The following is a 14,245-nucleotide window of genomic DNA, read 5'->3' as shown; positions in this document are numbered from 1 at the left end:
GGCGCGGGCGCCGGGGCCGGCTCGGGCGTCGGCGTGAAGCTGGCGAAGAGCGACGGCTCCTCGGCCGGCTCGGACTGGGCGACCATCGGCTGCGGCTCGGCCGCGGCGGGCGCGTCCTGCGCGGAGGCCGGCTGCGACGGCAGCGGCTCGGCCAGGCGACGGCGCGGCACCGGGGCCTCGACCGCGGCGGGCGCCGCGTCGATGCCGGTGGCGACGACCGACACGCGGATCGTGCCTTCCATCGTGGTGTCGAGGGTCGAGCCGACGATGATGTTCGCGTCGGCGTCCACCTTCTCGCGGATGATGTTCGCGGCCTCGTCCAGCTCGAACAGGGTCATGTCGTAGCCGCCGGTGATGTTGATCAGCACGCCCTTGGCGCCGTTCAGGCTGATCTCGTCCAGCAGCGGGTTCGCTATGGCTTTCTCGGCGGCGTCGACGGCGCGGTTCTCGCCCGCGGCCTCGCCTGTGCCCATCATCGCCTTGCCCATCTCGTCCATCACCGCGCGCACGTCGGCGAAGTCGAGGTTGATCAGGCCCGGGCGAACCATCAGGTCGGTCACGCCCTTGACGCCCTGGTACAGCACGTCATCGGCAAGCGCGAAGGCTTCGGTGAAGGTGGTCTTCTCGTTTGCCAGACGGAACAGGTTCTGGTTCGGGATGATGATGAGAGTATCGACGACCTTCTGCAGGGTCTCGACGCCTTCCTCGGCCTGGCGCATGCGCTTGGCGCCCTCGAACTGGAACGGCTTGGTCACGACGCCGACGGTCAGAACGCCCAGCTCACGCGCGGCCTGCGCGATGATCGGCGCAGCGCCGGTACCGGTGCCGCCGCCCATGCCCGCGGTGATGAAGCACATGTGCGCGCCCGCGAGGTGATCGACGATCTCCTCGATCGTCTCCTCGGCGGCGGCGGCGCCCACGGTCGGACGGGCACCCGCGCCGAGACCCTCGGTCGCGCGCACGCCCATCTGGATGCGGGCCTGCGCCTTCGACTGTTGCAGCGCCTGGGCGTCGGTGTTCGCGACAACGAACTCGACCCCCTCAAGCTGCTTCTCGATCATGTTGTTGACGGCGTTGCCGCCGGCTCCGCCGACCCCGAACACCGTGATCCGCGGCTTCAGGTCCTGGTCGTCGTTCATGGTGAGATTCAAAGTCATCGTGCTCCGCCTGCCTTTTTGTTCAGCTGATCGGCCTGCCTTGGGCCACACATCCCCGCTTCGGACCAGATTATCCCTGCTGGACGGCGAGGTCACGAGAAAAACGCAAAACAACCACAAAATATCGGGTATCTGTAGGCTATTTCCGCGGGATTTCGCCGATAGACCCACAGTTGGTGGCAGCAGCTCACATGACCACTAGCCGTCGCAAGCTGACATGCGGCGGCACCTTGGCGGTAGGGGCAAGCCCCAGCCCTGGCGCATTGGCCAAAGAGGACACTGCCGCTCTTGTCATCGAATCGGATGCACTGCCCGTGCTCTCCGCAAGCCGTTGCCCGGCCTTCGTGATCTTCTCGTTATCCGACATTATTCCACAGACTTGCCCACAGGTCACGGGGATTCGCGCGAAAAACGGCGGGGATCGCGCGATGCGGGCGGCGGAGGCCGGACCCGGGGCAAGACGGCAGGAGCGGGGGAACGGGAGGCAGGGGGCCTTGCCCCCCTGCCCTTACCAGTTGTCCTTGAACCAGCGGATCGCGCGCTTGAGCGAGCGGGCGGGATAGCGGTCGGCCGGCATCTCGAAATCCCACCACTCATCCTGCGGATGCGCGGCGAAAAGGCACAGCCCCACAGCCGAGGAGAAGGCGGGCCCGGTCGCGGCCTGCGGCAGGCCTTGCACCCGCAGCGGACGGCCCAGCCGCACGCGCTGGCCGAGGATCCGCGCCGCAAGCCCGTCGAGGCCCGGGATCTGGCTGCCACCGCCGGTCAGCACGATTTGCTGGCTGGGAAGATGCTCGAACCCAGCGGCGTCGAGACGCGCGCGGACCTCTTCGAGGATCTCCTCGACCCGCGGACGCATGATCCCGATCAGCTCGGCCCGGCTCGCGGTGCGGCGATCCTTTTCCCAGTCGCCGCAATCCGCCCCGATCTCGATCATCTCGCGGTCGTCCATACCGGTGGCGACGACACCGCCGTGGCGCGTCTTGATCCGTTCGGCCACCGCAAGCGGCACCTGCAGACCCTTCGAGATGTCGGAGGTCACGTGATCGCCGCCGAGGCGCACGCTGTCGGCATAGATCATGTGCTTCTTGATGAAGATCGACAGGCCCGTGGCCCCGCCGCCGATGTCGACACAGGCGGCGCCAAGTTCCTGCTCGTCCTCGACCAGCGACGAGACCCCCGAGACATAGGCCGAAGACGCCAACCCCGCGACCTCCAGGTCGCAGCGCCGGATCGCGGCGAAAAGGTTTTCCACAGCCGCGCCATCGACCGACAGAAGGTGCATGTCGCAGGCCAGCTTGTTGCCCACCTGCCCCCGCGGATCGCTGAGGCCCGAGCGGTGATCGAGCGCGAAGTTCACCGGCTGGGCGTGCAGCACCTCGCGGCCATGCCCGATGTCGGGCACGTCACAGGCAGCCAGCACATGCGCCACGTCCTGCTCCGTCACCGCACCATCTTCCAGCGCCCATTCTCCCGCCAGGCCGTAGCTGCGCGGCCGCGCGCCCGAGAAGCAGGCGATAACGTGGTCGACCCGAACCCCCGCCATCTTCTGTGCCGCCTGAACGGCGGTGCGGATCGCGCGCTCGGTCTCCTGCATCGTGTCGATCTCGCCGAAGCGCACGCCGCGCGACCGGGTGGTGGCCGCCCCGATGATGCGGAAGGAGGACTGGCCGGCCATCGGGCCCACGCCCTCGGCCTCGCGGAAGGCGTCGGGGCCGTCGAAGCGCAGGATGAGGCAGGCGATCTTCGACGTGCCGACGTCGAGAATGGCGATCACGCCGCGCTGCATCGCTGCGCGACGCATGTTCCGCATCGCGCGCTGGGAGTGGTAGAGATCGGTCATTGGGTCTTGCCTCCTGCCTCGGCCTTGCGCTCTTTTCTCAGCTCTTCCATCGCCTGGGGGGCCAGGCGGACGGTCGGGCGCGCTTCATTCCGCATGTCGACGACGGTGATGTCGCGCGACATTAGATGTTGTGCGTGATCCAGGGCGATCACCCGCTCCAGCGCCGGTACCGGCGCCACCTGGGGCAGTTCGATCACCTGGTCGCGGTCGAGCACGACGTTCCAGCGCCGTTCGCTCACGCGGATCAGCCCGCGGATCCGTGCCCGGAGCGCCCCTGCCGCGTTCAGAAGGGCCAGCGCCTGCGGCACCGCCTTGTCCGCCCCCTCCCCCGCGATCAGCGGCAGGTCGGAGCGCGCGGCGCGGTCGACGAGGCCCGCGACCCGGTGCCCGGTATCGTCGAGCATCTCGAGCCCGCCCTCGGTGCGCCAGACGATGGCGCCCTTGCGTTCGCGGATGGTCACGTGCAGCACGCCGCCGCTGCCGACCTGCAGATCGGCGTCGGCCACGGCATCCAGCGTCTCGATCTTCTGGCGCAGCGCAGGCAGGTCCAGATCGAAGGAGCTTTGCGGCAGCTTCAGGTCCAGCACCTGCCGGATCGCCTGGGCGAGCGGCGGCGTGGCGCCGTCAATCGACATCATGGAGACCATGAATTCCGGCCGCGTCTCGATCGAGCGCTGGATCTCGTGGAACTTGGCCACCACGGCCTCACGCCGGTCGGCATTCTCGAAATAGGCGCCAAGCGCGCCGATCACGATCGCCATCGGCAGGCCGATGCGCAGGATGCGGCGGTAGCTGGGCGTCAGCCAGACCCGCTGCAGCCGGTAGGCGGCACGGCTGGGTGCCGGATCGCGGCGCGGCGCGCTGCCGCCCATGCCGTGGCCCGCCCCGGCGCCCGGCCCCCTGGCCGCCCCCTGCCCGCCCCGCGCACCGCCCTGCGGCGCGGCCGTTCGCCCCGGCCCGCCCGGGCCACCCGACGCAGCGGAATGATCTACGCGGCGGAGGATCAGCGGTTGCACGAGGCGTCCTCCACGATCCAGCGGCAGAGCTCGGGGAACGAGATCCCGCAATGCGCCGCCTGTTCCGGCACCAGCGAGGTCGGCGTCATGCCCGGCTGGGTGTTGGTTTCCAGCAGGACGAGGCCACCGCCCCCCTTGGTTTCATCCCAGCGAAAGTCGGTCCGGCTGACACCACGACACCCAAGCGCCTCATGGGCGCGGGCCGCATAGTCGAGACAGGCATCGAAGATCTCGGCCGGCACCTCGGCGGGAAGCACGTGACGCGAGCCACCCTCCTTGTACTTGGCGTCGTAATCGTACCAGCCGTCGGTGAGGATGTCGGTCACGGTCAGCGCCCGGCCGCCCATCACCGAAACGGTCAGCTCCCGCCCGGCGACGTAGGATTCCACCATCACGACGTCGGGCATCTCGGGGGCAAGCCGCGGTGGGCTGTTGGCACCGTCGCGCACCAGATAGACACCGACCGACGACCCCTCGGCGTTCGGCTTCACGACGTAGGGCGGCTCCATCACGTGGCGGCGGCGCACCTCGGCGGCTTCGGCGATCAGGCTGGGCACGACGGGAAGGCCGGCCTGGCGGTAGACCTCCTTGGAGCGGGTCTTGTCCATCGCCAGCGCCGAGGCAAAGACGCCGGAATGGGTATAGGGCAGCCCGAGCCATTCGAGCATGCCCTGAACGCAGCCGTCCTCGCCCCAGCGGCCGTGCAGCGCGTTGAACACGACGTCCGGCGCCAGCGCCTTGAGTTTCTCGGCAAGATCGAGACCGGCGTCGATCTCGGCCACGTCGAAACCCGCCTGACGCAACGCCAGCGCGCATTCGCGACCCGTCGAAAGCGAGACCGCGCGTTCGGCCGAACGGCCGCCCATGATCACTGCCACCTTGGAGGCTGCCCTGCTCGACATGCCATCCGCCTATGCCTGTCGGGGATCTGAGATCCCTCGTTTCTGCCTCATGGACCCGGAGAGTCCGCCCGTTGGGCCGTTATCGGCCCGCTTTTCTTTGTCGTATCGGTCTTTGGCTGTTGTGCCTGCGTCTTGGTCCGGTGGGCTCAGTCACCGTCCGGGGCCGGTTCGCCGACCCTCATGATTTCCCACTCTAGCAACAGACCCGATTGTTGGAAAACCCTTTTTCGGACTTCCTCTCCCAAACTTTCGAGATCCGCCGCCGTCGCATCGCCGGTGTTCAGCATGAAGTTGGAATGCTTCTCCGCCATCTGCGCCCCGCCCTGCCGCGCGCCGCGCATCCCCGCGTCGTCGATCAGCTTCCAGGCCTTCAGATCGTGCACGTCGTCCGCCCTCCCGGTAGAGGAGAACCCGGCCGGGTTGCGGAAGGTCGACCCGGCAGTGCGCGCCTTGGTCGGCTGGCTGGCGTCGCGCCTGGCGATCTGATCGGCCATCCGGGCGTCGAGCGTTTCGGACAGGCCGCGCGCGCCGCGGAAGGTGGCGCCGACGATCACCCAGCCCTCGGGAAGATCCGACTGGCGATAGGCAAAGGACATTTCCGCGGCCGTCCGTTCGACCACCTCGCCCGTCCGCGTTACGCAGGTGACCGAGACGCAGTGATCGGCAACGTAGCTGCCGTAGCAGCCGGCGTTCATCCGCACCGCCCCGCCGATGGCGCCGGGGATGGTGCGCAGGAAGGTGAGGTCCACCCCAGCCGCCGCCGCCTTGCGCGCGACATGGGCGTCGAGCGCTGCCGCCCCCGCGCGCACCGTACCGCCGTCTATCTCGATCCCGTTGAAGCCGCGCCCAAGACGGATCACCACCGCCCGAAGCCCGCCGTCACGCACGATCAGATTGGACCCGACGCCAATCGGGAACACCGCGACATCGGCGGGCAGCGCCGCGAGAAATGCGCGCAGGTCGTCAAGGTCGGCCGGCTGGAACAGCCAGTCGGCGGGCCCGCCGACACGCAGCCAGGTCAGCTCGGCCAGCGCCCGGCCGGGGGTGAGGGTGCCGCGAACGGCAGGCATCGCAGAAGGCGTCGAAGGGGCCATGGAAGAGGGCGTCGGGGACGGATCGCTGGTGTTCATGCCGCCGGGTTATCCCCACCCGGCGCGCGGGGCAAGCCGCCGCCCCCGCGCGGGGTGCGTTTCAATGCCGCTCCGATGGAGGCAGGGGGCGGTCCGCCGCACAAACCCGCGCTCAGAACGGAATGTCCTCGGCGGAATCCGCGGCGACTACGAAACGGGCGACGATGTTCTTCACCCCCGCCTTCTCGAACGCCACCTCCAGCTTGTCGCCGTCGATGGCGGTCACGGCGCCGTAGCCGAACTTCTGGTGGAACACCCGGTCGCCAAGGCCGTAGGCCGTACCCTCGATCACCGGGCCCTTCGCCGCGGGGGTGTGATGCTGGCCCGCGTTGGACTGCATCCGCTTCCAGCCCGGGGAATTGTAGACATCCGCCCGCGCCGCGCGGTCCTCCACCTGCGACGCCCCGCCATAACCGCCTGCCGCCGCCGCGCCGAACCCGCCACCATACAACCCCGGCGGCGTCAGCACGTCCACGTGTTCCTCGGGCAGTTCGTCGACGAAGCGCGAGGGCAGCTGCGATTGCCACTGACCATAGACCCGGCGGTTCGCGGCGAAGGAGATGGTGCAAAGCGCCTCGGCCCGGGTGATGCCCACGTAGGCAAGGCGCCGCTCCTCCTCCAGCCCCTTCTTGCCGCTCTCGTCCATCGAGCGTTGCGAGGGGAAAAGGCCATCCTCCCACCCAGGCAGGAAGACAGAGGGAAACTCCAGCCCCTTGGCCGCGTGCAGCGTCATGATCGAGACCTTGTCCTCGCTCTCGCCCTGCTCGTTGTCCATGATCAGCGCGACGTGTTCGAGGAAGCCTTGCAGATTCTCGAAGCTTTCCAGCGCCTTGACGAGTTCCTTGAGGTTCTCCAGCCGCCCCGGCGCCTCGGGCGTCTTGTCGTTCTGCCACATCGCGGTGTAGCCGGACTCGTCAAGGATCTCCTCGGCCAGCTCGATATGGCTTTTCCCCTCGACCACCGCGCCGTGCCAGCGTTCCACCCCCTCGACGAAGGCGCGCAGCTGCCCCGCGCCCTTGCCGGAAATGCCGCCCTCCGCCAGCAGCACCCGCGCGCCTTCCAGCAGCGACAGGCCGTTCGACCGCGCCGTGGTCTGGATGTTCTGCTGCGCCTTGTCGCCAAGGCCCCGCTTGGGCGTGTTCACCACCCGCTCGAACGCCAGATCGTCCTCGGGCGAGACAGCCAGCCGGAAATAGGCCATCGCGTCGCGGATCTCGAGCCGTTCATAGAACCGCGGCCCGCCGATCACCCGGTAGGGCAAGCCGATCGTCAGGAACCGGTCCTCGAACGCCCGCATCTGGTGCGAGGCGCGGACGAGAATCGCCATGTCGTCCAGCCGCTGTCCGCCGCGTTGCAGGCGCTCGACCTCCTCGCCGATCCAGCGGGCCTCTTCCTCGCCGTCCCAATGGCCGATCAGGCGCACCTTCTCGCCGCCGTCGGCCTCGGTCCACAGCGTCTTGCCCAGCCGCCCCTCATTCGCGGCGATCACGCCGCCCGCGGCGGCAAGGATATGCGCGGTGGAACGGTAGTTCTGTTCCAGCCGCACCACCTTTGCGCCGGGGAAATCCTTTTCGAACCGCAGGATGTTGCCCACCTCGGCGCCGCGCCAGCCATAGATCGACTGGTCGTCATCGCCGACGCAGCAGATGTTGCGGTGCTTCTGCGCCAGCAGGCGCAGCCACAGATACTGCGCCACGTTGGTATCCTGGTACTCGTCGACCAGAATATAGGGCAGCCAGCGCTGATACTGTTCCAGCACGTCGGGATGCGCCTGGAAGATCGTCAGCACATGCAGCAGTAGGTCGCCGAAATCGGCGGCATTCAGGTCCATCAGCCGCTGCTGGTAGCGGGCGTAAAGCTCGGTGCCCAGGTTGTTGAAGGCCGAGGCCTCCGACGCGGGCACCTTCTCGGGCACCCAGGCGCGGTTCTTCCAATGGTCGATCAGGCCCGCAAGCTGCCGCGCGGGCCAGCGCTTCTCGTCGATGTTGGCGGCCGCGATCACCTGCTTCATCAGACGGATCTGGTCGTCGGTGTCGAGGATGGTGAAGTTCGACTTCAGCCCCACCAGTTCGGCATGGCGCCGCAGGATACGGACCGAGATGGCGTGGAACGTACCCATCCAGGGCATCCCCTCCACCGTCTCGCCCATCAGACGGCCGACACGTTCCTTCATCTCGCGCGCGGCCTTGTTGGTGAAGGTCACGGCCAGAATCTCGTTCGGGCGCGCCGTCCCGGTCATCAGAAGATGCGCGATCCGGGCAGTCAGCGCACGGGTCTTGCCGGTGCCGGCGCCCGCCAGCATCAGCACGGGGCCGTCCAACGCCTCGACCGCCTCGCGCTGCGCGGGGTTCAGACCGTCGAGATAGGGCGTCGGCCGGGCCGCCATCGCGCGTTGCGAAAGCGGCACCCGCGCGGGCTGCGCGGCGGCCTCGAAGGCGTCGTCCTCGTCGAAACTGCTCATGGGAGCAGGTTAACGCGCCTCGCCGGGAAGTGAAAGTCATGTTCGCGCAATGTTCGCACCATCTGGCAAAGATTTGTTGACCGGAGGCGCGCGTCCTCACTCACTGGCTGCGGAGGATGAGGTGCACATGCGTCACGAGGATCTGTTCTTTGCCGTGCTCGTGATCATCGCGCTGGTCATAGGGGGCCTGGGCCTGATGATCCGCACGATGCCAGGATACATCGCGACCCTCGGAACCCCCGGCACCGGCTCCGGCACGGCCTCCCCCGGCCTCTTCGGCGCCGCAAGCTCCCTGACGGCCGTGCTCATCATGACCATGGGCAACGCGCTCTCCCTGAAAGGCGGGTACGACGATGTGCCGGGCGTTCTTTTCCTGATCCTCCTGCTGTGCATCGCGTTGCAGAAGGCGGCGTATCTGACACCGCTCTATCGCCTGACATGGGACGAGACCGGAATCACGGGCCCCGGCACGCTCTGGCTTCCGCCGATCGGGCCGCGGCGCGTCACGCTGCGATGGGCGGAGATCCGGCAACGGGAGACCTTCGCCGCACTGAGCGACGGCACCGCCGGACCCAGCCGCGGCATCTCGAGGGGTTTCCGCCTTATCGGCGCCGACGGCCGGCGCATCGTCTGGACGGAGAAGTTCAGCAATTGCCGACATCTGGGCGAAGACGTCTCGACCTACCGCCCGGACCTTTCCCGCCCGCTGTTCTGGCCCCGGCCGCGGACCGACGTCACCCACACCTGACTTCACCCACCCCTGACAAGGATGTGAGAGATCTGCGCAGGCCGCCCGTTCGTTACCCTTATGGACGCGCGCCCAGACTGCATCCCGCGTGCGGCACCTTCGTGGACACTCCCGTCCGCGGCTTCCCGGATGCCCAGACCCGAAAGGCAGGAAGAACATGTTTTCCAAGATCGCACTGGCATCGGCCCTCGCCCTTACCGCAGGCAGCATGGCAAGCGCCAAGACCATGGATTGGCACGCCATGCTGAACGCCAAGCAGGAGGTGAAGGCCAAGAAGATGGAGCCGAAGGCAATGGGCGAGGCAATGGGCACGCTCGACACCGACACCGGCGTGCTGACCTGGACGGTGAAATGGGATCACCTGTCGGGCCCCGCGACCATGGCGCATTTCCACGGCCCGGCCAAGATGGGCAAGAACGCGGGCGTGCAGGTGAACATCGGCAAGATCTCGGGGACCAAGAGCCCCGCCGAGGGCAAGACCAAGATCGACGCCAAGCAGATGAAGCAGCTTGAGAACGGGATGTGGTACGTCAACATCCACACCAAGGAGAACCCGGGCGGCGAGATCCGCGGCCAGGTGAAGATGGGCAAGGCGCCGATGTAAGGCAGGCCCCCGTAGGGTGCGTTCAAACGCACCCTACCCCGTCATTGCGCCGCGCCACGATTGTTTCACGAATCTTTCATGCGCGCCCCGCCAGCCACTTGCGCTGCAGCGCGGCATCCCTAAGGTGGTGCAAACGACCATACGGGAGGAAGCGCATGGCCGACTTCAAGAAAATCCTTGTCGCGAACCGGGGCGAGATCGCCATCCGCGTGATGCGCGCCGCCAACGAACTGGGCAAGAAGACCGTCGCCGTCTACGCCGAGGAGGACAAGCTGGGCCTCCACCGCTTCAAGGCGGATGAGGCCTACCGGATCGGCGAGGGCCTTGGCCCGGTGGCCGCCTATCTCTCGATCCCCGAGATCATCCGCGTGGCCAAGATGTCGGGCGCCGACGCGATCCACCCGGGCTATGGCCTGCTGTCCGAGAACCCCGATTTCGTCGAGGCGGTGACCGCCGCCGGCATCACCTTCATCGGCCCCAAGGCCGAGACGATGCGCGCCCTTGGCGACAAGGCCAGCGCCCGCAAGGTGGCGATCGGCGCGGGCGTGCCGGTCATTCCCGCGACCGAGGTTCTGGGCGATGACATGGAGGCGATCCGCAAGGAGGCCGAGGAAATCGGCTATCCGCTGATGCTCAAGGCCTCCTGGGGCGGCGGCGGGCGCGGCATGCGGCCGATCCTGAACTCAGACGAACTGGCCGACAAGGTGCGCGAGGGCCGGCGCGAGGCCGAGGCCGCCTTTGGCAACGGCGAGGGCTATCTGGAAAAGATGATCCTGCGCGCCCGCCACGTCGAGGTGCAGCTTCTGGGCGACACCCATGGCGGGCTTTACCACCTGTATGAGCGGGACTGCACCGTGCAGCGCCGCAACCAGAAGGTCGTCGAGCGCGCGCCCGCCCCCTACCTGACCCCCGAACAGCGAGAGGAGGTCTGCAACCTCGCGCTGAAGATCGGGCAGGCCGTGGGCTACCAGAACGCGGGCACGGTCGAGTTCCTGATGGATATGGACAGCCAGCAGTTCTACTTCATCGAGGTGAACCCGCGGGTGCAGGTCGAGCATACGGTGACCGAGGAGGTCACCGGCATCGACATCGTCCAATCGCAGATCAAGATCGCCGAGGGCAAGACGGTGGCCGAGGCGACGGGCGTCCCCAGCCAGGCCGATATCCACCTGTCGGGCCATGCGCTGCAATGCCGGGTCACGACGGAGGATCCGCAGAACAACTTCATCCCCGATTATGGCCGGATCACCGCCTATCGGTCTGCCACCGGCGCGGGCGTGCGTCTGGACGGCGGCACCGCCTATTCCGGATCGGTCATCACGCGGTATTACGACTCCCTGCTGGTGAAGGTGACGGCGCGGGCCCAGACCCCGGATCAGGCGATCGCGCGGATGGATCGGGCGCTGCGCGAATTCCGGGTGCGCGGCGTGTCGACCAATATCGACTTCGTCATCAACCTGCTGAAACACCCGACCTTCCTCGACGACACCTACACGACGAAGTTCATCGACACGACGCCCGACCTCTTCAACTTCCGCAAGCGGCGCGACCGGGCAACCAAGATCCTGACCTACATCGCCGACATCACGGTGAACGGCCACCCCGAGACCAAGGGCCGCACCAAGCCCGCCGAGGCGCGCGATCCGCGCCCGCCGGAACCGCGCAACGAGACCCCCGCCCCGGGCACCCGCAACCTGCTGGAGGAAAAGGGGCCGCAGGCGGTGGCCGACTGGATGCTGGCGCAAAAGCAGCTGCTGCTGACCGACACAACGATGCGCGACGCGCACCAAAGCCTTCTGGCCACCCGCATGCGCTCGATCGACATGATCCGGGTGACGCCGGCCTATGCCGCGAACATGCCGCAGCTTTTCTCGATGGAATGCTGGGGCGGGGCGACCTTCGACGTAGCCTACCGCTTCCTGCAGGAATGCCCCTGGAAACGGCTGCGCGACATCCGCGCGCGGCTGCCGAACGTGATGACGCAGATGCTGTTTCGCGGCGCGAACGGCGTGGGCTACACCAATTATCCCGACAACGTGGTGGTCAGCTTCCTCAATCAGGCGGCGGATTCGGGCGTCGACGTGTTCCGCGTCTTCGACAGCCAGAACTGGGTCGAGAACATGCGCCTGTCGATGGACGCGGTGCTGGATACCGGCAAGCTGCTCGAAGGGACGATCTGCTACACCGCCGACCTGCTGGACCCGGCGCGGGCGAAATACGACCTGAACTACTACCTCCGCATCGGGCGCGAATTGCGCGACGCGGGCGTGCACGTGCTGGGCCTGAAGGACATGGGCGGGCTGATGAAACCCGCCGCCGCCCGCGTGCTGGTCAAGGCGCTGAAGGAAGAGCTGGGCCTGCCCATCCACTTCCATACGCACGACACCTCGGGCGCCTCGGCGGCCACGGTGATCGCCGCGGCCGAGGCGGGCGTGGATGCGGTCGATGCCGCGATGGACGCCTTCTCCGGCTCCACCTCGCAGCCCTGCCTTGGGTCCATCGTCGAGGCGCTGCGCCACACCGACCGCGACACCGGCATCGACATGGAGGCGCTGCGCGAGATCAACACGTACTGGGAAGGCGTCCGCGCACAGTACGCCGCGTTCGAAAGCGGCACCACCGCCCCCGCGTCCGAGGTCTACCTGCACGAGATGCCGGGCGGCCAGTTCACCAACCTCAAGGCGCAGGCGCGTTCCATGGGGCTGGAGGACCGCTGGCATGAGGTGGCCAAGACCTATGCCGAGGTGAACCAGATGTTCGGCGACATCGTGAAGGTGACGCCCTCGTCCAAGGTGGTCGGCGACATGGCGCTGATGATGGTGAGCCAGGGCCTCACGCGGGCACAGGTCGAGGATCCGGCGGTGGACGTGTCCTTCCCGGATTCGGTCGTCGACATGATGAAGGGCGTCCTGGGCCGGCCCGAAGGCGGTTGGCCCGAGGGGATCCAGAAGAAGGTGCTGAAGGGCCAGGCTCCGCTCACCGACCGGCCCGGCAAATACGCCGCCCCCGTCGACCTCGAGGAAACCCGCGCCAAGGTCAGCGAGGAGCTTGAGGGTTTCAAGGTCGACGACGAGGATCTGAACGGCTACCTGATGTATCCCAAGGTCTTCCTCGACTACATGGGCCGGCACCGGATGTATGGCCCGGTGCGGGCGCTGCCCACGCGGACCTTCTTCTACGGCATGGAGCCGGGCGAGCAGATCTCGACCGAGATCGACCCGGGCAAGGTGCTGGAGGTGCGCCTTTCCGCCGTGGGCGAGACCAACGAGGACGGCGATGTCCGGGTCTTCTTCGAGCTCAACGGCCAGCCGCGGGTGATCCGCGTTCCGGACCGGGCGGTGAAGGCCACGACGGCGTCCAAGCCCAAGGTGCAGCTGGGTAACCCCAACCACATAGGCGCGCCGATGCCGGGGGTGGTGGCCTCGATCGCGGTGACGCCTGGGCAAAAGGTGAAGACGGGCGACCTACTGCTGACCATCGAGGCGATGAAGATGGAGACGGGCCTGCATGCCGACCGCGACGCGGTGGTGGCCGCGGTGCATGTGACACCGGGAACGCAGATCGACGCCAAGGACCTGCTGGTCGAACTGGGCGAATAGACGCGACGCCGGCGCCCCACCCCCGAGCGGCCCGAGGGGCGTCGCGGTGGCTTGCGTATTTGGGGAACAATGAAGAAGGGGGAAGGGCTTGCGCCGACGCATTCCGGTATCTGGGACAAGACAAGAACAATCGCTGCCGGGGCAACTCGGCAGCGCTTTGATTTCGTGTGATATTTTGGATCGGACTGCGCTTGACGCCCCCATTCTTGGGATCGCACAAAACCCTCAGGTCACAACAACTTAAAAAATGGCCCCTGCGATTTCCGATTTTCCGGAAATGGCCAAGGTGCCCTTTGAGCTCGAAGGGCGCTGAATTCTCTGGCTGCGTGTTACGTTGGGGGGGCATATGCCCGGTCCGCGGCATCGGCAACCAAGGCGCCCGCCGGTGAGAGGCTGTCCAGATGTCGCCAACCCGGGTTGCTGGGCGACTGGAAATGGCCGATCTGTATGGAAGGTCGCCCGCGACCCGCCTCAGGAGAGAATGTGTTGAGTTCCGGTAAAAGACCAAGTCCCGCCGAGCACCCGAACCCCCATCGCAGCCGCCCGCTGCACCGTATTAGGCTCGCCCTTTCTTGGCTTCTGGTCCTCCTGCCCATCACCCTGGGCTTCGCCGTGTTTTCCACCGAATTTCTGCTCCTGCCGGTTTCCTCCGTCCTGGCCTTCTATCACCGCCACGCGTGGCTCATCGACCGGACGGGCATCGGCACGGTCTATCACATGACGGGCAATCCGCTTTATCTCTATTACGCCGTCTATGCCGCCTCGGCGCCGGCCATCCTCTTCGC

At 67.1% G+C, this 14,245-nt stretch carries 10 protein-coding genes; 4 read left to right on the top strand and 6 right to left on the bottom strand.

Going from position 1 to position 14,245, the window contains the following annotated elements:
- The 6 genes from ftsZ to CVV76_RS24095 form a co-directional block, all read right to left on the bottom strand.
- A partial coding sequence (gene ftsZ, locus CVV76_RS24120) for a cell division protein FtsZ (protein ID WP_102227236.1) occupies positions 1-1,157 on the bottom strand: 1,157 nt, incomplete at its 3' end.
- A gap of 508 nt (positions 1,158-1,665) precedes the next feature.
- Positions 1,666-3,000 carry a cell division protein FtsA gene (gene ftsA / locus CVV76_RS24115; RefSeq protein WP_102227233.1) on the bottom strand — a complete coding sequence of 445 codons (1,335 nt, stop codon included), beginning with the start codon at positions 2,998-3,000 and terminating at the stop codon, positions 1,666-1,668.
- Positions 2,997-4,016 carry a cell division protein FtsQ/DivIB gene (locus CVV76_RS24110; protein WP_269844502.1) on the bottom strand — a complete coding sequence of 340 codons (1,020 nt, stop codon included), beginning with the start codon at positions 4,014-4,016 and terminating at the stop codon, positions 2,997-2,999. The genes ftsA and CVV76_RS24110 overlap by 4 nt, the downstream gene beginning before the upstream one ends.
- Positions 4,004-4,918: a D-alanine--D-alanine ligase gene (locus CVV76_RS24105; protein WP_199178707.1), complete on the bottom strand. Its 915-nt coding sequence runs from the start codon at positions 4,916-4,918 to the stop codon at positions 4,004-4,006. Before CVV76_RS24105 ends, CVV76_RS24110 begins: the two co-directional genes overlap by 13 nt.
- 146 nt (positions 4,919-5,064) lie before the next feature.
- Positions 5,065-5,988 carry a UDP-N-acetylmuramate dehydrogenase gene (murB, locus tag CVV76_RS24100; RefSeq protein WP_102227234.1) on the bottom strand — a complete coding sequence of 308 codons (924 nt, stop codon included), beginning with the start codon at positions 5,986-5,988 and terminating at the stop codon, positions 5,065-5,067.
- Positions 5,989-6,160: 172 nt separating this feature from the next.
- Positions 6,161-8,509 (bottom strand): ATP-dependent helicase, encoded by a 2,349-nt coding sequence (locus tag CVV76_RS24095; RefSeq protein ID WP_102227231.1) that lies wholly within the window; start codon positions 8,507-8,509, stop codon positions 6,161-6,163.
- 127 nt (positions 8,510-8,636) lie between these two features.
- Between CVV76_RS24095 and CVV76_RS24090 the strand changes: the two genes are divergently transcribed.
- The 4 genes from CVV76_RS24090 to CVV76_RS24855 all read left to right on the top strand — a co-directional run.
- On the top strand, positions 8,637-9,257 hold the full coding sequence (locus tag CVV76_RS24090; protein WP_102227230.1) for a hypothetical protein: 621 nt from the start codon (positions 8,637-8,639) through the stop codon (positions 9,255-9,257).
- A 157-nt stretch (positions 9,258-9,414) separates the two neighbouring features.
- Complete coding sequence (locus tag CVV76_RS24085; RefSeq protein ID WP_102227229.1) at positions 9,415-9,861, top strand: CHRD domain-containing protein; 447 nt, start codon at positions 9,415-9,417, stop codon at positions 9,859-9,861.
- A 155-nt stretch (positions 9,862-10,016) separates the two neighbouring features.
- Positions 10,017-13,460, top strand: a complete 3,444-nt coding sequence (locus tag CVV76_RS24080) for a pyruvate carboxylase (RefSeq protein WP_102227228.1) — start codon at positions 10,017-10,019, stop codon at positions 13,458-13,460.
- Positions 13,461-13,946: 486 nt separating this feature from the next.
- Positions 13,947-14,245: hypothetical protein (locus tag CVV76_RS24855; protein WP_199178706.1), on the top strand; the 299-nt coding region annotated here is incomplete at its 3' end.

This window comes from Acidimangrovimonas sediminis (assembly GCF_002871005.1).
GTDB lineage: Bacteria > Pseudomonadota > Alphaproteobacteria > Rhodobacterales > Rhodobacteraceae > Acidimangrovimonas > Acidimangrovimonas sediminis.
This window is presented reverse-complemented; position numbering and strand designations above follow the sequence as displayed.

Coding starts and splice junctions, on each gene's coding strand:
- ftsA (WP_102227233.1), bottom strand. CDS start 3,000: ATGACCGATCTCTACCACTCCCAGCGCGCGATGCGGAACATGCGTCGC.
- CVV76_RS24105 (WP_199178707.1), bottom strand. CDS start 4,918: ATGTCGAGCAGGGCAGCCTCCAAGGTGGCAGTGATCATGGGCGGCCGT.
- murB (WP_102227234.1), bottom strand. CDS start 5,988: ATGCCTGCCGTTCGCGGCACCCTCACCCCCGGCCGGGCGCTGGCCGAG.
- CVV76_RS24095 (WP_102227231.1), bottom strand. CDS start 8,509: ATGAGCAGTTTCGACGAGGACGACGCCTTCGAGGCCGCCGCGCAGCCC.
- CVV76_RS24090 (WP_102227230.1), top strand. CDS start 8,637: ATGCGTCACGAGGATCTGTTCTTTGCCGTGCTCGTGATCATCGCGCTG.
- CVV76_RS24085 (WP_102227229.1), top strand. CDS start 9,415: ATGTTTTCCAAGATCGCACTGGCATCGGCCCTCGCCCTTACCGCAGGC.
- CVV76_RS24080 (WP_102227228.1), top strand. CDS start 10,017: ATGGCCGACTTCAAGAAAATCCTTGTCGCGAACCGGGGCGAGATCGCC.